General features: G+C 63.5%; 15 protein-coding genes and 1 pseudogene. 8 read left to right on the top strand and 8 right to left on the bottom strand.

Annotated features, from left to right (window positions below):
• Nucleotides 1-2 precede the first annotated feature (2 nt).
• The 7 genes from ESZ60_RS01900 (at nt 3) to ESZ60_RS01870 (ending at nt 9,996) form a co-directional block, all read left to right on the top strand.
• The gene (locus ESZ60_RS01900; protein WP_134678724.1) at nt 3-1,409 is read left to right on the top strand and encodes a TRAP transporter large permease; all 1,407 of its coding nucleotides are present in this window, start codon (nt 3-5) and stop codon (nt 1,407-1,409) included.
• A 9-nt stretch (nt 1,410-1,418) separates the two neighbouring features.
• Nucleotides 1,419-2,474, top strand: coding sequence for an L-idonate 5-dehydrogenase (locus tag ESZ60_RS01895; RefSeq protein ID WP_134678723.1), 1,056 nt, complete (start codon nt 1,419-1,421; stop codon nt 2,472-2,474).
• The gene (gene uxuA, locus ESZ60_RS01890) at nt 2,471-3,670 is read left to right on the top strand and encodes a mannonate dehydratase (RefSeq protein ID WP_134678722.1); all 1,200 of its coding nucleotides are present in this window, start codon (nt 2,471-2,473) and stop codon (nt 3,668-3,670) included. Before ESZ60_RS01895 ends, uxuA begins: the two co-directional genes overlap by 4 nt.
• A complete protein-coding gene (locus tag ESZ60_RS01885; RefSeq protein WP_134678721.1) occupies nt 3,667-5,079 on the top strand; it encodes a mannitol dehydrogenase family protein in 1,413 nt (470 codons plus the stop codon). Before uxuA ends, ESZ60_RS01885 begins: the two co-directional genes overlap by 4 nt.
• Nucleotides 5,076-6,089, top strand: a complete 1,014-nt coding sequence (locus tag ESZ60_RS01880) for a zinc-binding alcohol dehydrogenase family protein (RefSeq protein WP_209021222.1) — start codon at nt 5,076-5,078, stop codon at nt 6,087-6,089. The genes ESZ60_RS01885 and ESZ60_RS01880 overlap by 4 nt, the downstream gene beginning before the upstream one ends.
• 11 nt (nt 6,090-6,100) lie before the next feature.
• Entirely contained in the window at nt 6,101-7,630 is a 1,530-nt protein-coding gene (locus tag ESZ60_RS01875; RefSeq protein WP_134678720.1) for a UxaA family hydrolase, read from the top strand.
• A gap of 62 nt (nt 7,631-7,692) precedes the next feature.
• Complete coding sequence (locus ESZ60_RS01870) at nt 7,693-9,996, top strand: Tex family protein (protein ID WP_134678719.1); 2,304 nt, start codon at nt 7,693-7,695, stop codon at nt 9,994-9,996.
• Here ESZ60_RS01870 and pdxY read toward each other — a convergent pair.
• The 8 genes from pdxY to otnK all read right to left on the bottom strand — a co-directional run bounded on the left by pdxY (nt 9,993) and on the right by otnK (nt 17,633).
• Entirely contained in the window at nt 9,993-10,829 is an 837-nt protein-coding gene (gene pdxY, locus ESZ60_RS01865; RefSeq protein WP_134678718.1) for a pyridoxal kinase, read from the bottom strand. The two genes, ESZ60_RS01870 and pdxY, sit on opposite strands and share 4 nt — an antisense overlap.
• Nucleotides 10,826-11,506, bottom strand: a complete 681-nt coding sequence (locus tag ESZ60_RS01860; protein WP_134678717.1) for an MOSC domain-containing protein — start codon at nt 11,504-11,506, stop codon at nt 10,826-10,828. The genes pdxY and ESZ60_RS01860 overlap by 4 nt, the downstream gene beginning before the upstream one ends.
• Nucleotides 11,507-11,561: 55 nt before the next feature.
• Entirely contained in the window at nt 11,562-12,533 is a 972-nt protein-coding gene (gene nrdF, locus ESZ60_RS01855; RefSeq protein WP_134678716.1) for a class 1b ribonucleoside-diphosphate reductase subunit beta, read from the bottom strand.
• A gap of 73 nt (nt 12,534-12,606) precedes the next feature.
• Nucleotides 12,607-14,733, bottom strand: a complete 2,127-nt coding sequence (gene nrdE / locus ESZ60_RS01850; protein WP_134678715.1) for a class 1b ribonucleoside-diphosphate reductase subunit alpha — start codon at nt 14,731-14,733, stop codon at nt 12,607-12,609.
• Entirely contained in the window at nt 14,715-15,131 is a 417-nt protein-coding gene (nrdI, locus tag ESZ60_RS01845) for a class Ib ribonucleoside-diphosphate reductase assembly flavoprotein NrdI (protein ID WP_134678714.1), read from the bottom strand. Before nrdI ends, nrdE begins: the two co-directional genes overlap by 19 nt.
• Nucleotides 15,132-15,138: 7 nt before the next feature.
• Nucleotides 15,139-15,360 carry a glutaredoxin-like protein NrdH gene (nrdH, locus tag ESZ60_RS01840; RefSeq protein ID WP_134678713.1) on the bottom strand — a complete coding sequence of 74 codons (222 nt, stop codon included), beginning with the start codon at nt 15,358-15,360 and terminating at the stop codon, nt 15,139-15,141.
• 378 nt (nt 15,361-15,738) lie between these two features.
• Nucleotides 15,739-16,377 (bottom strand): 3-oxo-tetronate 4-phosphate decarboxylase, encoded by a 639-nt coding sequence (otnC, locus tag ESZ60_RS01835; protein WP_134678712.1) that lies wholly within the window; start codon nt 16,375-16,377, stop codon nt 15,739-15,741.
• Nucleotides 16,374-17,633, bottom strand: coding sequence for a 3-oxo-tetronate kinase (gene otnK, locus ESZ60_RS01830; protein WP_134678711.1), 1,260 nt, complete (start codon nt 17,631-17,633; stop codon nt 16,374-16,376). Before otnK ends, otnC begins: the two co-directional genes overlap by 4 nt.
• 479 nt (nt 17,634-18,112) lie before the next feature.
• Between otnK and ESZ60_RS01825 the strand changes: the two are divergent.
• Nucleotides 18,113-18,238: pseudogene (locus tag ESZ60_RS01825) on the top strand (IS701 family transposase); the annotation flags it as partial.

Below are 18,238 nucleotides of genomic sequence, written 5' to 3'. Positions count from 1 at the left end.
CCATGCTTCTTCTGATCGGTTCATTTCTGGCCCTGATGATCATCGGCGTGCCGGTGGCGGTGTCGATGGCGGTGGCCTCGCTCGCCTATCTGCTGACCTATAATGTCGCGCCCGACATCATCGCGGCGCAGCGCATGATCGCGGGGGTCGAGAGCTTCCCCCTGATCGCCGTGCCCTTCTTTATCCTGGCCGGGAACCTGATGAATATCGCAGGCGTCACCGGCCGGATCTATCACTTTGCCCTGTCGCTCGTCGGCTGGATGAAAGGCGGGCTCGCGCAGGTCAATATCATCGGCTCGGTGGTGTTTTCCGGCATGTCGGGGACGGCACTGGCCGACGCCGCCGGCATCGGCACGATCGAGATCAAGGCCATGAAGGATCACGGCTACCCGGTCGAGGCCGCCGTGGGGGTCACCGCCGCCTCGGCGACGCTGGGGCCGATCTTTCCGCCCTCGCTGCCCTTCGTGATCTACGGGATGATGGCAAATGCCTCGATCGGGGCGCTGTTCATGGCCGGCATCCTGCCGGGGCTAGTGATGACCTCGCTGATGATGCTGACGGTCTATATCTTTGCCCGTCGCAAGGGCTGGGGCTCGGATACGCCCTTTGAACTGCGCCAGCTTCTGGGCGCGGGGCTTGAGGTGCTGATTGTCCTGTGCTTCCCGGTCGCGATCTATTTGCTGGTCATGGCCGGTCTTTCTGTGAACATCGCCGTGCTGATCGGGCTTGCCGCGCTGATCGCTCTGGACTGGTATTTCGACTGGCATGCGGTCATGGCGCTGATGGCCCCGGTCCTGCTGATCGGCGGCATGACCATGGGCTGGTTCACCCCCACCGAGGCCGCTGTCGCCGCCGTTCTGTGGTCGCTGTTTCTGGGCCTCGTGCGTTACCGCACGATGACCTTCCGCACACTTGCCAAGGCCAGTTTCGACACGATCGAGACAACGGCCTCGGTGCTGTTCATCGTCACCGCCGCCTCGATCTTCGCCTGGCTGCTGACCGTATCGCAGGCGGCCACGCTGTTCTCGGATGCGATGTTCGCGCTGACCGACAATTGGTGGACCTTCCTCTTGATCGTGAACGTGCTGTTGCTGATCGTGGGGGCGTTCCTCGACACCATCGCCGCGATCTCGATCCTTGTGCCGATCCTGATGCCGGTGGCTGCGCGCTATGGCATCGACCCGGTGCATCTGGGGCTGATCGTGACGCTGAACCTGATGATCGGGCTGCTGACGCCGCCGGTTGGCATGGTGCTCTTTGTTCTGTCACGCATCTCGAAACTCTCGGTCGAGCGCACGGCCTTGGCGATCCTGCCTTGGATGATTCCGCTCATTGTGGCGCTGCTTCTGATTACCTTCATCCCGCAACTGACGCTCTGGCTGCCGACGCAGCTTGGCCTGATCCGATAGGAGGTCGTCATGCAAACGCGTGTCGCGCGTCTTTACGGCGCGCATGACCTGCGGGTCGAGACGGATCGGGTCGCCCCTCCCGGCCCCGGCGAGGTTTTGCTGCGCATGGCCGCGGGCGGGATCTGCGGCTCGGATCTGCATTACTACCATGATGGCGGTTTCGGCCCGGTCCGGGTGCGCGAGCCGATCATCTCGGGGCATGAGGCATCGGGCCGGGTGGTTCAGGCGGGCGAGGGGGTGGATCTGGTCCCCGGCACGCTGGTCGCGGTCAGCCCGTCCCAGCCCTGCGGGGCGTGCGAATATTGCCAGCGCGACATGCCGGTGCATTGCCTTGACATGCATTTCATCGGCAGCGCGATGCGCCTGCCGCATGAGCAGGGCATGTTCCGCGATCTTCTCACCGTGCCCGCGCGTCAGGTCCATGCCTTCCCCGAGGGCGTGACCGAAGGCGAGGCCGCCTGTTCTGAGCCTCTCGCTGTCTGCTTGCATGCCGTGGCCCAAGCCCCCGACCTTTCCGGCAAGCGGATCATGGTCACCGGGGCCGGGCCGATCGGGCTGTTGGTCCTTGCCGCTTTGCGGCATGCGGGTGCACGCGAGGTCATCGTCACCGACCTGACCGATGCCGCGCTGGAGCGCGCCCGCGCGATGGGCGCGACCAGCACGATCAATGTTGCAACCGACGCCACAGCACTGGAGCCCTTGCAAAAGGACAAAGGCCAGATCGACCTGATCTTCGACTGCTCGGCAGCGGGTCCGGCGCTGCGCACCGCCTTTGCCGCAATCCGCCCACGCGGCACGATCATTCAGGTCGGCGTCTCTGGCGACATGACCATCCCGTTGAACGCGCTGGTCGGCAAGGAGATCATCTGGCGCGGTTCGCAGCGCTTCCATCCCGAATTCGCCGAGGCCGTCCACCTGATCGGCACCCGCGCCATCGACGTCCGCCCGATCATCAGCCACAGCCTGCCGCTGGAACGCGCGCGCGAGGCGTTCGAACTGGCCTCGGATCGCAGCATCGCCTGCAAGGTCCAGCTGACCTTCGCCTCTGAGGAGAGCTACCGATGAAATACACATGGCGCTGGTTCGGCCCGGTCGACAAGGTCACCGTCCGCGACGCCCTGCAGGCCGGGGTGCATGGCATCGTGAGCGCGCTCCATCACGTCCCGACCGGCGAGGCCTGGACCGTCGAAGGCATCCGCCAACGTCAGGACGAAATCCTTTCCGGGGGCCTGACATGGGACGTGGTCGAAAGCGTGCCCGTGTCGGAAGACATCAAGACCCAGACTGGCGACTGGCGCGCCCATGTCGCGAATTGGCAAGAGACCCTGCGCAGCCTGTCGCAATGCGGCATCCGCACGGTCTGCTACAATTTCATGCCGGTGCTGGACTGGACACGCACCGACCTGCGCTGGGAAACGCATCAGCAGGCCCGCGCCATGCGCTTCGATCTGCCCGATTTTGTAGCCTTCGATCTGCATATCCTGAAACGCCCCGGCGCGGCTGAGGACTATCCCGAGGCCCTGCGCGACGAGGCCGCCCGCCGCTTCAAAGCCATGTCCGATGCCCGTGTCGCCGAGCTTGGTCGCAATATCGGTGCGGGGCTGCCCGGCTCGGCGGATGGCTATTCTCTGAACCAGCTTTTGGCCAAGCTGCGCACCTATCAGGGCATCGACGCCACGCGCTTGCGGGGCAATCTGGTCGATTTCCTGTCGCAGGTCGTCCCCGTCGCCGAGGAAGTCGGCATCAACATCTGCGCGCATCCCGATGACCCGCCATGGCCGCTTCTGGGCCTGCCGCGCATCCTGTCGACCCGCGAGGATTACGCCCATATGCTGGGGCAGGTGGATGCCCGCGCGAATGGCGTGACGCTCTGCTCGGGCTCACTTGGCGCGCGTCCCGACAACGACCTGCCGCAAATCACCAGCGATTTCGCCGACCGCATCCATTTCGTCCACCTGCGCAACGTGACGCGCGAGGCCGACACCACGCCCTGTTCCTTCTTCGAGGATGAGCATCTCGAAGGCGGCACCGATATGGTCGAGGTCATCGCAGCACTTCTGGCCGAAGAAAAACGCCGCCGCGAGGAGGGCCGCGAGGATCACATGATCCCGATCCGCCCTGATCACGGGCAGGAGATTCTCGACGATCTGACCCGGGGTGCGCAGCCCGGCTATCCCGCCATCGGTCGTCTGAAGGGCCTTGCCGAATTGCGCGGAATCGAGCGCACGCTGTCGCACCCGCGTTTGGGGGCCTGCGCATGAGCCACCTTTCCTCGCAATCCGTTCTGCCAGACACGGTCGCCGCGCCGGAATTCGACCGCGCGACGCTGCTGCCGGGCATCCTGCATCTGGGCTTCGGCGCGTTTCATCGCGCGCATCAGGCGGTCTACACCCAACGCGCGCTGAACCTCGATCCCGAAGCTTGGGGCATCATCGCGGTGAACTTGCGCTCCGCAAGCCCGATCCGTGAACTTGAGGCGCAGGACGGGCTGTATACCGTCATCACGCGCGGTCCCGATGGCGACAGCGCCGAGGTGATCGGCGTGACCGAGGATTGGCTTTGCGCCGCCTCCGACCTGTCCGCTCTGCTTGACCACCTCGCCGATCCGGCGATCCGCATCGTGACGCTGACCGTGACCGAAAAAGCCTATGGCGTCGATCCGGCTTCAGGTGGGCTGGACCCGGCACATCCGTCGATTGCCGCCGATCTTGCGAATCCTGCGACCCCTTCGGGCGCGGTCGGTCTGCTGGTCGCGGGCCTCGCGCGTCGTCGCGCTGAACGGGTTGCGCCGTTTACTGTGCTGACCTGCGATAACCTGCCCTCGAACGGGCGGGTGCTGCACCGGTTGGTCACGGAATTCGCCGCCATCGCTGATCCCGAACTCTCCGACTGGATCGCGACCGAAGTATCCTTTCCCTGCACGATGGTCGACCGCATCGTCCCCGCCGCGACCGAGGACACCCGTGCCCGTGCGGCGGCGCTGCTTGGCGTCGAGGACGCCTTGGCGATCGAGACCGAGCCTTTCATCCAATGGATCATCGAGGATGAGTTCCCGCAGGGCCGTCCCGCTTGGGACAAGGTCGGCGCGGTCATGGTCGCCGATGTCGAACCCTATGAAAAAATGAAGCTGCGGATGCTGAACGGCACCCATACGCTGATCGCGCATCTGGGCATTCTGAACGGGCTGGAACATGTTCGCGATGTCATGGCCGTGCCTGCTTTGGCGGCGCAGGCCCGCGCCCATATGCAGGCGGCGAGGGCGACGCTGGACCCGGTGGCGGGGATCGATCTGGACCGCTATGCCGATGATCTTATGGCGCGTTTCGCCAATCCGGCGATTGCGCATCGCAATATCCAGATCGCGATGGATACCAGCCAGAAACTGCCCCAGCGCATCCTGTTACCTGCCGCCGACGCGCTCGCCGCTGCGCAGGATATCGCCCCCTTTGCCCGAGTGGTGGGGGCATGGATTGCGGCTTTGCGCCTGCGGGGGCAGGCCGACGACCCCCGCCGCGCCGAATTGCTGACAGCCGCGCAGGCCGATGACCCTGCCGCCGCGATCCTCGCGCTTCCCGGCCTGTTCCCGGCTGCTCTGGCCGGCAACGCCCTGTGGCGCGATGCGGTCGGCGCAGCCTTTTCGCAATTCTCGACTTCGAAAAGGAGCGCATGATGAAAGCGCTGATCTGCGAAGAACCGGGCCGGCTGGCCCTGATCTCGCGCCCCGAACCCAAGCGCGGCGAGGGCGAGGTGCTGGTCCGCATCCGGCATGTCGGCATCTGCGGCACTGATTTCCATATCTTCGGCGGCAAGCATCCTTTCCTCGAATATCCCCGCGTCATGGGGCATGAGCTTTCCGGCACCGTCGAGGAAGCGCCCGAGGGCAGCGCGCTGAAGGCCGGGGATGCGGTCTATATCGTGCCTTACCTGTCCTGCGGAACCTGTCAGGCCTGCCGCATTGGGCTGACAAATGCCTGCTGCAATATCAAGGTTCTGGGCGTCCATACCGATGGCGGGATGGCCGAACTGATCTCGGTGCCCGCGCAGAACGTCATCCCGGCGGACGGTATCCCGTTGGACGATGCCGCGATGATCGAGTTTCTCGCCATCGGCGCGCATGGCGTCAAGCGCGGCGGCATCACCGCGCGGGATCGGGTGCTGGTGACGGGCTCTGGCCCCATCGGCATGTCCGCGATCATCTTCGCCAAGGCGCGCGGCGCGCATGTCACCGTCATGGACACGCGCGAGGATCGTCTGGCTTTCGCCCAGTCCGGCCTTGCTGCGGATGCCGTGCTGTTCGCGGATCAGGAGGCCGAAACGAACGCCGCCAACCAGACCAATAACGATTGGTTCGACGTGGTGATCGATGCGACCGGAGCCGCGCCTCCGATCGAGCGCGGCTTCGGTTTCCTCGCCCATGGCGCACGCTATGTGCTGCTTTCGGTGGTGCGGCAGGATATCCGCTTCTCGGATCCCGAATTCCACAAGCGCGAGGCGACACTGATCGCCAGCCGCAACGCGCAGCCCGACGATTTTGCCGAGGTCGTGGCGCAGATGCGGTCAGGCCGGGTGCCGACCCGCGCGCTGAACACCCATCGCGGTTCCCTCTCGGACGGGGTGCAACTATTTCAGGATTGGTCGCGCCCCGAGGCGGGCGTCATCAAGGCCATCATCGACCTGTAAGGAGCGAAGCCATGACAGCGCCACGCATCATCCGCCTGCGGCCTGAAGACGATGTCGTCATCGCCACGCAACCGATCCCCGCAGGAACGAGCCTGCCCGAGGAAGGCATTACCACGCTTGGCGACATCCCTCCCGGCCACAAGATCGCCACGCGCGACATCGCGGCGGGCGAGGCGGTGCGCCGCTACAACCAGATCATCGGGTTGGCCTCGACCCTGATCCGGGCAGGCGAGCATATCCATGTCCATAACCTCGCCATGACCGATGTTGAGATGGATCACGCCATCGGCGTCGATGCCCGGCCCACGGCTCCGGCGAACGAACCGATGACCTTCATGGGATATCGTCGTCCTGACGGGCGGATCGCGACGCGGAATTATATCGGGATCATTTCCTCGGTGAATTGCTCGGCGCGGGTGGTGCGCTCGATCGCAGATCACTTCCGCCGCGATATCCGCCCCGAGGCTCTGGCCGATTTTCCGAATGTCGATGGGGTCGTGGCGCTGACCCACGGCATCGGCTGCGCGGTGGATGGCAAAAGCGAATCCATGCGGATCGTGCGCCGGACGCTCTCGGGCTTTGCCACGCATCCGAATTTCGCCGCCGTGCTGTTCATCGGGCTTGGCTGCGAGACGAACCAGATCGCGGATATCATGGCGCAAGGCGGTCTGGCCGAGGGGGCCAAGCTGAAAGCCTTTACCATTCAGGACCAAGGCGGCACGACCAAGACCATCGAGCATGGCATTGCCCAGATCAAAGACATGCTCGCGGCAGCCAATGCCGTGACGCGCGAGCCGGTGCCGGTCTCGGAACTGGTCGTGGGCCTGCAATGCGGCGGTTCCGACGGCTATTCCGGCATCACCGCGAACCCGGCGCTCGGCCATGCCGTCGATATCCTCGTCAGCCATGGCGGCACGGCGATCCTGTCGGAGACGCCCGAAATCTATGGCGCAGAACACCTGCTGACCCGCCGCGCCGAGACGCAGGAGGTCGGCGAAAAGCTGATCGCCCGCATCGACTGGTGGAAGGAACACACCGCCCGCGGCGGGGCCGAGATGAACAACAACCCTTCGGCCGGGAACAAGGTCGGCGGGCTGACCACGATCCTTGAGAAGTCGCTGGGCGCAGTCGCCAAGGCCGGGACCACCAACCTGCGCGGGGTCTATGAATATGCCGAGCCGGTGACCGAACACGGCATGGTCTTCATGGATAGCCCCGGCTACGATCCGGTTTCGGCGACGGGGCAGGTGGCCTCGGGGGCAAATCTGATCTGCTTCACCACCGGTCGCGGCTCGGCCTTTGGCTGCGTGCCGGCGCCGTCGCTGAAATTTTCGACCAATACGGCGACGTGGCGGCGGCAAGAGGACGATATGGACCTCAATTGCGGCACCATCATCGAGGGCGAGGCCACCATCGAGGAACTGGGCGAGGTGATCTTCCGCATGATGATCGACTGCGCCTCGGGGGTGAAATCGAAAAGTGAACTGCTGGGCTATGGGCAGGATGAATTCGTGCCTTGGCAGATCGGCATCGTGACCTGATCGGGCTTGGCGCAAGGGACATCGCAGGCTATGACATTCCTCCGAACTTGAGGAGCCTGACGATGGACACCACCGACCGGATCGCCCGTACGATTGCCAATGAAATCAATGCTTCTGCGGCGCAAGTTGCAGCGGCGACCGAGCTTCTGGATGGCGGTGCGACGGTGCCTTTCGTCGCCCGTTACCGCAAAGAAGTGACCGGCGGGCTTGACGATACGCAGCTGCGCAATCTCGCGGAAAGGCTGGCCTATCTGCGCGAGCTTGAGGCCCGCAGGAAGGCGATTCTTGAATCGATCAAGGGGCAGGGCAAGCTGACGGATGAGTTGACCCGCGCCATTGTCGGGGCCGAAACCAAGGCCACGCTGGAAGATATCTACCTGCCCTATAAGCCCAAGCGCCGCACCAAGGCGATGATCGCGCGGGAAAACGGGTTAGAGCCGCTTTTGCGCGCCATTCAGGACAATCGTGGGGCAGGTCCGGCGGCGCTGGCGGCCAGCTACCTGACCGAGAATGTCGCCGATCAAAAGGCCGCGCTGGACGGCGCGCGCGATATTCTGGTCGAAGAGCTTTCCGAAAATGCCGATCTTCTGGGGCGTCTGCGCGGGTTCATGCAGACCGATGCCCAGATCACCGCGAGGGTCACGCCGGGCAAAGAAGCCGAAGGCGCGAAATTCAGCGATTATTTTGACCATACCGAGAAATGGTCCGCCATTCCCGGCCACCGCGCCTTGGCGATCCTGCGCGCTGCCAAGGAGGAGGTTCTGACAATCGAGATCGCCCCCGAGCCGGAAACCGGCGCGGCGCGGGCCGAAGGTATCGTCGCCGCTTCACTGGGAAATCTCGGACAGGCTCCGGGCGATCAATGGTTGCGCAAAGTCGCGGGCTGGGCGTGGCGGGTGCGGCTTTCGAATACGATGTATATCGATCTGCTCACCGATCTGCGGACCCGCGCCCATGCCGAGGCAATCCGGGTTTTTGGCCGCAATTTGAAAGACTTGCTGTTGGCCTCGCCCGCCGGGCCGCGCGTGACCATCGGGCTTGATCCGGGCATCCGCACGGGCGTCAAGCTGGCCGTGGTCGATGCGACCGGCAAGCTTTTGGACACGGCGACGCTTTACCCCTTCCAGCCCAAGAACGACCTGCGCGGCGCCGAGGCGGCGCTGGCCGCGACAATCCTGCGCCACAAGGTCGAACTGATCGCCATCGGCAATGGCACCGCGAGCCGTGAAACCGAACGTATGGTGGCCGATGTCTTGAAGCGCCTGCCCGCAGGGGTGAAAGCCCCGGTCAAGGTCATCGTCAGCGAGGCAGGGGCCTCGGTCTATTCGGCCTCGGAACTCGCGGCGAAGGAATTCCCCGATCTGGACGTGTCGCTGCGCGGCGCGGTGTCGATTGCCCGCCGTCTTCAGGACCCGCTGGCGGAACTGGTCAAAGTGCCGCCGGAATCCATCGGCGTCGGCCAGTATCAGCATGACGTGGACCAGCGCCAGCTTGCGAAAACGCTCGAAGCAGTGGTCGAAGATGCGGTGAACGCGGTCGGCGTCGATCTGAACACTGCCTCAGCGCCGCTGCTTTCCCATGTCGCGGGGCTTGGCCCGTCGCTGGCGCAAAACATTGTCGCTTACCGCGATGCCAAGGGGGCCTTTGCCTCGCGCGCGGCGCTGAAAAAGGTGGCGGGGCTGGGACCGCGCGCCTTTGAACAATGTGCGGGGTTCCTGCGTATCCGCGACGGGAAAGAGCCGCTGGATGCCTCCTCCGTCCACCCCGAGGCTTATGGCGTTGCCCGCAAGATCGTCGCGGCTTGCGGGCGCGACATCCGCCAGATCATGGGCGATGCTGCCGCGTTAAAGGGCATCCGAGCCGAGCAATTCGTCGACGACAGCTTCGGTTTGCCGACCATCCGCGACATTCTGTCGGAACTGGAAAAGCCCGGCCGGGACCCGCGCCCGAGCTTCGTCACCGCGAGCTTTGCCGAGGGTGTCGAGGATATCAAAGACCTCAAGCCCGGCATGTCGCTGGAAGGCACGGTCACCAATGTCGCGGCCTTCGGCGCCTTCGTCGATATCGGGGTGCATCAAGACGGTCTTGTCCATATCAGCCAATTGGCCGACCGCTTCGTCAAGGACCCCAATGAGGTCGTGAAGGTCGGCGACGTGGTCCGCGTCCGCGTGACCGAGGTGGACGTGCCCAGAAAGCGTATCGGCCTGACCATGCGCAAGGATGGCGGGACCAGCGCCCGCGAGGCGCAGGCAGAGCGCAGCCCCAAATCCCAACCCGTGCGCGGCCCGAAAACCGCGCAGCCCGCGGCATCCTCGACGCCGGGGGCACTTGGGGCGGCCCTGTTGAACGCGCTGAAAAAACCCTAAAGCGTCAAGAGCGTGGCGCGGAACTCGGGGTCTGACAGGACCACCTCTTTCGCGCCGAGGCGCGCGGCGCAAGTCAAGGCGCGCGAGGTCTGTGCTTGCGCGAATTCGACCGCCGCCGCCAGATTTCGGCCACGCGCCCGGGCGGCGACTACCAGTCCCGCGAACAGATCTCCTGTGCCTGCCAGCGCGACAGGCAGGCGCGCCGTTGGGTGTCGGCTGATCCCGTCCGGCCCCAAGACGACGCTTTCGAGCATCCCTGCTTCGGTTTCCACCAACTGACATCCGGTGGCAATCAGGCTGGCTCCCGGAGACATTCCCAGCGATTTTGCGGCGCGGGGCAGGTCGGCCAGCGTCTCGATGGGCTGGCCGGTCAGATAGGCGATCTCGAACGGGTTGGGCGAGGCGATATCGGCCTGCGGCAGCAGTTCGTCGCGCAAGATATCGGCGATCGCGACCGGGACATAAAGGCCGGGAACCTCGTCTCCCATGACCGGATCGCAGAAATAGATCAGGTCGGGATTTGCCTCCTTGGCCTTGGCGACAAGTTCGGACAGCATCAAGCCGACCTCGATCGAGCCGATATAGCCACTAAGGATGACGCTTGCGCGTTGCGGCAGACCGCGCTCCCAAACGCCTTGAATAAGATCGGCAAAGAAATCGGCTGGCATCGCGCGACCGCGAAGCGTCGGATAGTCGGGCGTATTGGAAAACACCACGGTCGGGATTTGTGCCACCTCCAGCCCGGCCGCCTGCATCGGAAAGACCGCGGCAGAGTTTCCGACATGGCCCATCACGACCTGACTTTGCACCGAAATCACCAGCGGCGGGGTCATGCGCTGCCCTTCAATCGACGTGTCCAATCCTCGATGCGGCCGCTGTCTAGCCGGTTCTGCGCGTAGCGCCGCCAGTTCTCGGCCAGCACCTCAAGATCCGCGATGCCGCGCAATTCGGCTGCATTCATCCGGTCGATATAGAAAGCGTGCCAGATGCGATGCAGGCTCCAATCCGGGGCGATGCGCTCGACCAGTTCCAGCGCGTCTTCCGGCGCGACAAGACCGGGCTCAAGCACGCGGTAATACCAGCCGGTGCGGCCAGAACCCTGCACGCGCCGCGCCATGTCCGGCACGCCAAGGCGCTGGGTCAGCTTCCAGCAGGGCTGGCGACCCTGACTGACCTGCACCAGCGCACTTCCCATCCGAAAGATATCGCCCACCGCCACACTTGTTTCGATGAGCCCAAGCGTCGAGATATTCTCGCCAAAAGCCCCCGGCGCGGCCAGAAGGGGCAGCGGACCCAGATCGGCCTGCCAATCGGCATAATGCTCACGCGGGTAGTGATGCACGGCCTTTTCGATGCCGCCATGCACGCGCAGATCGGCTTGCTCGTCGCCCTCGAGACCAGTGGGGCCAAGCTGCAAGGTCCGATCCACCGGGGATTTGGCAATGCCGCTCAGCCGGGCCGAGCCGGGCAGAGGGGCCACTCGGCCGGTCAGCAAGGTCATCTTGAGCATCGAAAGAAACCGCCATTCAAAAGAAAACGCCCGCCGAAAGCGGCGGGCGTCAGGATCAGAAATCCCAGTCTTCGTCTTCGGTCGCGACGGCCTTGCCGATCACATAAGACGAGCCCGAGCCACTGAAGAAATCGTGGTTTTCGCTATCCGGCGACAGCGCCGCCATAATCGCGGGATTGACCTCGCAAGCGGCGGGCGGGAATAGTGCCTCATAGCCAAGGTTCTGCAGCGCCTTGTTGGCATTGTAATGCAGGAAGGCCTTCACGTCCTCGGTCAGGCCGATCCCGTCATAAAGCTCGGCGGTGTATTTCTGCTCGATGTCGTAAAGATCAAAGATCAGCGCGAAGGCGAAATCCTTCAACTCCTGCTGCTTCTCGGCGGACAGCTTCTCGGCGGCGCGCTGGAACTTGTAACCGATGTAATAGCCATGCACCGCCTCGTCGCGGATGATCAGGCGGATCAGGTCTGCGGTATTGGTCAGCTTCGCGCGCGAGGACCAGTACATCGGCAGGTAGAAGCCGGAATAGAACAGGAAGCTTTCCAGGAAGACGCTCGCGATCTTGCGCTTCAGCGGGTTCGAGCCCGCCTTGTATTCCTCAAGAATCAGCCGCGCCTTGGCTTGCAGATGCGGGTTTTCCTCGGACCAGCGGAAGGCTTCGTCGACCTCCTTGGTCAGGCACAAAGTCGAGAAAATCGAGGAATAGCTGCGCGCATGAACGGCCTCCATGAACGAGATATTCGAGAGCACGGCCTCTTCATGCGGGGTCTGGGCGTCGGGCATCATCGAGGGCGCGCCGATGGTGTTCTGCACGGTGTCCAGAAGCGTCAGGCCGGTGAAAACGCGAATGGTCAGCTCGCGCTCTTCCGGGCGCAGGGTGGCCCAGCTTTGCACGTCATTCGACAGCGGCACCTTCTCGGGCAGCCAGAAGTTCACGGTCAGGCGGTTCCAGACCTCGAGATCCTTCTCGTCCTCGAGGCGGTTCCAGTTGATGGCGCGCAAGGGGGTCCGCAGCAGTTGATCCTTCATCCGAAGAACCTTTCTTTCTTGTTCAAATATCCTCGGGGGTGTGGGGGCAGACAGCCCCCACCGCGACGGCCGATCACAGCGAGCAGGAAACGCAGCCCTGCACCTCGGTTCCTTCCAGCGCGGTCTGGCGCAGGCGGATATAGTAGATCGTCTTGATGCCCTTCTTCCAGGCATAGATCTGGGCGCGGTTGATGTCGCGGGTGGTCGCCTCGGCGGGGAAGAACAGTGTCAGAGACAGACCCTGATCGACATGCTCGGTCGCGGCCGCATAGGTGTCGATGATCGCGTCGGGGCCGATCTCATAGGCGTCGCGGTAATATTCGAGGTTCTCGTTCGACATGAACGCCGCCGGGTAATAGACGCGGCCGATCTTGCCTTCCTTGCGGATCTCGATCTTGGCGACGATCGGGTGGATCGAGCTGGTCGAGTTGTTGATATAGCTGATCGAACCGGTCGGCGGTACGGCCTGCAGGTTGCGGTTGTAGAGGCCATGCGCCATGACCTGTTCCTTCAGCGCCGCCCAGTCGGCGCGGGTCGGAAGCTGGATGCCCTCGAAGACGCGGGCGACATCGGCCATCACCGGCAGCCAATCGCGGTTGGTGTATTTGTCGAAGAACGAGCCGTCGGCATATTTCGACTTGTCAAAATCCTTGAAGGTCGCGCCATGTTCCTGTGCCAGCAGGTTCGAGGCGCGGATCGCGTGATAGGCGACGGCGGCGAAATAGACGCTGGTGAATTCAACTCCTTCGGGCGAGCCGTAATGGATGCGCTCGCGGGCAAGGAAGCCATGCAGGTTCATCTGGCCGAGGCCGACGGCATGGGCCTCATCGTTGCCGCGACGGATCGAGGGCACCGAGTCGATCGAGGACATTTCCGACACCGCGGTCAGGGCGCGGATGGCGGCCTCGACGGTCGCGCCGAAATCCGGCCCGTCCATGGTCGCCGCGATGTTCAGCGAGCCGAGGTTGCAGGAAATATCCGTGCCCAGATGCGAATAGCTCAGGTCCTCGTTGAATTCCGAGGCCTCGTTGACCTGCAGGATCTCCGAGCACAGGTTCGACATGGTGATGCGCCCGTGAACCGGGTTCGCCTTGTTCACCGTGTCCTCGAACATGATGTAGGGATAGCCGGATTCGAACTGGATCTCGGCCAGGGTCTGGAAGAATTCGCGGGCGTTGATCTTCTTCTTCTTGATGCGCTTGTCATCGACCATCTCGGCATATTTCTCGGTGACCGAGATCTCCGAGAAGGGCACGCCATAGACCTTTTCGACGTCATGCGGCGAGAACAGGTACATGTCCTCGTTCTTCTTCGCGAGCTCGAAGGTCACGTCGGGAATGACCACGCCGAGGCTCAGCGTCTTGATGCGGATCTTCTCGTCGGCATTCTCGCGCTTGGTGTCGAGGAAGCGCAGGATGTCGGGGTGGTGCGCGTTCAGGTAGACCGCGCCCGCGCCCTGGCGCGCGCCGAGCTGGTTGGCATAGCTGAAGCTGTCCTCGAGCAGCTTCATCACCGGGATGACGCCCGAGGACTGGTTCTCGATGCCCTTGATCGGGGCGCCGGCCTCGCGCAGGTTGGTCAGCATCAGGGCGACGCCGCCGCCGCGCTTCGAGAGCTGCAGCGCCGAGTTGATCGAGCGCCCGATCGATTCCATGTTGTCCTCGAGACGAAGCAGGAAGCACGAGATCAACTCGCCGCGCGATTTCTTGCCCGCGTTCAGGAAGGTCGGGGTCGCGGGCTGGAAGCGGCCCGAGAGGATCTCTTCCATGAAGCTCATCGCGCGCGTCTCATCGCCGCGCGCCAAGGCCAGCGAGACCATCACGACGCGGTCCTCGTAGCGCTCAAGATAGCGCTGACCGTCGCGGGTCTTCAGCGTGTAGCTGGTGTAATATTTGAACGCGCCGAGGAAGGTCGGGAAGCGGAACTTGCGCTTGTAGGCGGCATCCCAGATCGCGCGCTGGAAGTTCTTGGAATATTGATCCAGCACTTCGGGCTCGTAATAGCCCTCCTCGACCAGGTAATCGAGCTTCTCATCCAGCGAGTGGAAGAAGACCGTGTTCTGGTTCACATGCTGCAGGAAATACTGATGCGCTGCCTTGCGATCTGCGTCGAAGCGGATGCGGCCCTCACTGTCGTAAAGGTTCAGCATCGCGTTCAATGCGTGATAGTCGAGCTCGGCCTTTACGCCATCATCAAGCATTCTGTCCCCCAGAATTTTTCAAGGCCCGACTGCACGCGGGCAACATCAAGATCGGTTCCCGCCAGTTCGAAGCGATAAAGCAGCGGGATATTGCATTTGTCAGAGATGACCTTGCCCGCGAGGGCGAAGGTCGTGCCGAAATTCCGATTGCCTCCGGCGATCACACCGCGCAGAGCCGCGCGGCGGGCAGGATCGTTCAGGAAGCGGATCACCTGTTTCGGCACGGCACCCCGACCCTCGCCATCGGCAAAAGTCGGGCAGATCAGCACATAGGGCGAGGCCGGCTCGGGCATCGCCTCGGCGGGCGAGGCCGGGATTCGCTCCGCATCGTAGCCCAGCCGCGCGACGAAGCGCGCGGTATTGCCTGATGCCGAAGAGAAATAGACCAGCCCGCCCATCGCGACCTCAGGAGAGGCGGCCGATCATGTCCGGACGGAAGCCCGCCCAATGTTCTTCGCCGGCGATGACGACCGGGGCCTGGCGATAGCCGAGCGAGGTGACCATCTGCATGGCGGCGTCATCCTCGGTCAGATCCACGACGTCATAGGCCAGACCACGGGCATCAAGCGCGCGCGTGGTCGCCGTGCATTGCACGCAGGCTGGTTTGGAATAGACGGTGATGCTCATGCCTCTGGTCCCTTTTCTTTGTCACGGTTCTGCAGGCAACGACGATGACCGGAAATCCCGCGGAAGTGCTCGCCGGAACCAGTCATTCATGAACTACCTACAGTTACATTCGCGTCTGAGATTCGACCGGATTTCTTTCGAAATCGCATCCTCTCGTCGGCGCGTTCCCCCAGTATATAGACATTGAAAGGGCTTCGCTACCCATATCTTGTGGTCTAAATGCAGAACTCAGACCGGATCGGATAACAGATGATTCTCTGCCCCAGATGCGGATAAGCGCGCAGCGCCCCTGCGCACGCGCGGCTTTTGACCCAATCCGGCGATCTCGCCAGCGGTCGAGGGGGCAGGTTCTAGCCCCCGCATTTCGATCCGTCCACATCAAAAATCGCGCGGGAATCGTGCCCTCAGGTCATCGACCTGTTCCGCGGTCAGAGGGCGGGTCCGCATCCCCTGCAGGGCCAGAAAAAGCTTTGCCGTCTCTTCAAGCTCTTCGGTCGCGTAAACCGCATCTTCGAGCGATTTTCCCGCCACGACCGGACCGTGATTTGCCAGCAACACGGCATGGTGATCCGAGGCCATTTCCTCGACCGCCCTGGCCAGATCCAGATCGCCCGGCGCGAAATAGGGGATCAGCGGCAGGCGGCCGACTCGCATGACGTAATAGGCAGTGAGCGGCGGCAGCACATCGCTATGGTCGATGTCATGCAGGCAGCTGACCGCGACCGAATGGGTGGAATGCAGATGCACGATGGCGCCGGCGCGCGGGCGCTGGCGATACATCGCCATATGCAGGAAGCTCTCCTTGGTGGGCTTGTCCCCCGAAATGAGGTTTCCCGCCTCGTCGAGCTTCGAGATCCGCGCCGGGTCGATCGCCCCCATGCTCGAGCCGGTCGGCGTCATCAGCCAGCCCTCCTCGGTCCTGACCGAGATATTGCCGGAAGACCCGAAGGTCAGCCCACGATCATAAAGCGATTTCGCGAGGCGCGCGATCTCATCGCGCTGGCGGGATTCGGTCATTCCAGCATCTCCAGAGCCTGCACGAACATGTCGGGCGCGCCGAAATTCCCCGATTTGAGGCAAAGCGCCAGATCGCGCCCCGCGACCCTTGCGCCGCACCATGGAACGCCAGGGCAGACCTCGGGGCCGATCTGCAATGCGCTGATCCCAAGGCCCGAGATCACTGCGCCCGAGGTTTCGCCCCCGGCGACGAGGAAACGCGAAAAACCGATCGCGAATAGCCCTTGGGCAATCGCGGAAAGCGTGTGCTCGATCATCTCGCCAGCCGCCATCACGCCATAGCGGCTTTGGTTGCGGGCGACTTCTTCGGGATCGGCAGAGCCATGGATCAGGATCGGCCCGGATTGCGCCTGCGCCCAGGCAAGAGCCTCGGCGGCGATGTCCTCGCCCGCCGCGACACGGTCGATCTCGATTCGGTAATCGGGCCAGAGCGGCGCGACATGGGCGATCTGGGCGCGAGTCGCCGCCGAGCAGCTTCCCGCAAGCACGACGGCGCGACCGGGGGCCGAAGGGAGGGCAGGGGCAAGCGCCGCCCCCAGGGCCCCGGCCTCGCGCAGGTTCTGGGGCAGGCCCATCCCCACCGCCGAGCCGCCGGTGACCAGCGGCATATCGGCCAGCGCCCGGCCAAGGCTCAGCATGTCCTGATCCTCGACGGCATCGGGGACGGCATAGCGATAGCCCTGCGCGGAAAGTGTGGCAAAGGCCGCGCGGATCGCCTCGGGGCCCTGCCGGACGATCTGCAAGGGAATGAGGCCAGTTCGACCGCAGGCCTGCGCATCCATCAAGCGGATCAGGTTTGAGTCGCGCATCGGCGTCAGCGGGTGATCCTTCATCGGGCTTTCGGCCAAGGGCAGGTCGCCGACGAAAAGCTGACCCTTGTAGATGGTGCGGCCATTTTTCGGGAAGGCGGGCGAGATGACGGCAATCTCTTGCCCCAGCGCCTGCATCAGCGCATCGGTCACCGGGCCGATATTGCCCTGGGGCGTCGAATCGAAGGTCGAGCAATATTTGAAGAGGATCTGCCGCACGCCCTGCGACCGCAACCAGTCCAGCGCGGCGAGGGATTGCGCGACGGCCTCGGTGGGCGGAATGGTGCGGGATTTCAGCGCGATCACCACCGCATCGGCATCGGGGGTCTCATCCGGCGCGGGCAGGCCGATGGTCTGCACGACCCGCAGCCCGGCCTTGACCCAAGTGCTGCACAGATCGGTCGCGCCGGTGAAATCATCGGCAATCGCACCGAGGATGATGGCCATGGATCTCTCTCCCGTTTTCCCCGGCCGATATAGAACCGGGCGGGGGGATCGGGTCAACGGATGTTCATCAAGAGGCCCGCAGCGCGTGTCGCGCGTTTAATATGCGCGCCCAGCGGGCAGCCCATGGCGGCACAAGCGGATAAACTCTCGCATCGGCACGCAGATAGCAGTGCCGTTGAGCCGGAAATCTGGTACCGGGATCGCCTCATTCGTGACCGGAAAATCACTGCGTATCATCGCGCGGGCAGTCGTAATGCGCGGGCATTGCCCGCCGCGAATTGCTGCCCATTGGGCTCGAGCCATGCTTGCAGGGATTGGCCCTATGATGCCGCGGGCGGTCGTGGATTCGTCCGGTCCGAATGCGCCGAGATCGCCGGAATGGCCCCGCGCAAGACGGGACGCTGACACCTTCCATTACAGTTGCATTTTTCGCTTCAATCTGAATCAATGCGCTACCATGAGTAAGTTAGGGATCATGGATTGCGGGGTTGTCGGTCGAAGAGACGCTTGAGCTTTGGGCGTCCTCGCTACGTGAGGTGAAGGCTCGAATTCGGCCGCTGTTTTCGCAGGAACGGGTTGCGGCATCGGCCGGTCAGTTTTTCGAC

Origin of the sequence: Paracoccus ravus (assembly GCF_004522175.1) — a bacterium.
GTDB lineage: Bacteria > Pseudomonadota > Alphaproteobacteria > Rhodobacterales > Rhodobacteraceae > Paracoccus > Paracoccus ravus.
The sequence above is the reverse complement of the archived record's forward strand: the minus strand, read 5'-3'. Positions and strand labels throughout refer to the sequence as shown.

Bases quoted from the DNA above. Each gene is read 5' to 3' on its own strand.
- ESZ60_RS01900 (WP_134678724.1), top strand. From the start codon at position 3: ATGCTTCTTCTGATCGGTTCATTTCTGGCCCTGATGATCATCGGCGTG.
- ESZ60_RS01895 (WP_134678723.1), top strand. From the start codon at position 1,419: ATGCAAACGCGTGTCGCGCGTCTTTACGGCGCGCATGACCTGCGGGTC.
- uxuA (WP_134678722.1), top strand. From the start codon at position 2,471: ATGAAATACACATGGCGCTGGTTCGGCCCGGTCGACAAGGTCACCGTC.
- ESZ60_RS01885 (WP_134678721.1), top strand. From the start codon at position 3,667: ATGAGCCACCTTTCCTCGCAATCCGTTCTGCCAGACACGGTCGCCGCG.
- ESZ60_RS01880 (WP_209021222.1), top strand. From the start codon at position 5,076: ATGATGAAAGCGCTGATCTGCGAAGAACCGGGCCGGCTGGCCCTGATC.
- ESZ60_RS01875 (WP_134678720.1), top strand. From the start codon at position 6,101: ATGACAGCGCCACGCATCATCCGCCTGCGGCCTGAAGACGATGTCGTC.
- ESZ60_RS01870 (WP_134678719.1), top strand. From the start codon at position 7,693: ATGGACACCACCGACCGGATCGCCCGTACGATTGCCAATGAAATCAAT.
- pdxY (WP_134678718.1), bottom strand. From the start codon at position 10,829: ATGACCCCGCCGCTGGTGATTTCGGTGCAAAGTCAGGTCGTGATGGGC.
- ESZ60_RS01860 (WP_134678717.1), bottom strand. From the start codon at position 11,506: ATGCTCAAGATGACCTTGCTGACCGGCCGAGTGGCCCCTCTGCCCGGC.
- nrdF (WP_134678716.1), bottom strand. From the start codon at position 12,533: ATGAAGGATCAACTGCTGCGGACCCCCTTGCGCGCCATCAACTGGAAC.
- nrdE (WP_134678715.1), bottom strand. From the start codon at position 14,733: ATGCTTGATGATGGCGTAAAGGCCGAGCTCGACTATCACGCATTGAAC.
- nrdI (WP_134678714.1), bottom strand. From the start codon at position 15,131: ATGGGCGGGCTGGTCTATTTCTCTTCGGCATCAGGCAATACCGCGCGC.
- nrdH (WP_134678713.1), bottom strand. From the start codon at position 15,360: ATGAGCATCACCGTCTATTCCAAACCAGCCTGCGTGCAATGCACGGCG.
- otnC (WP_134678712.1), bottom strand. From the start codon at position 16,377: ATGACCGAATCCCGCCAGCGCGATGAGATCGCGCGCCTCGCGAAATCG.
- otnK (WP_134678711.1), bottom strand. From the start codon at position 17,633: ATGGCCATCATCCTCGGTGCGATTGCCGATGATTTCACCGGCGCGACC.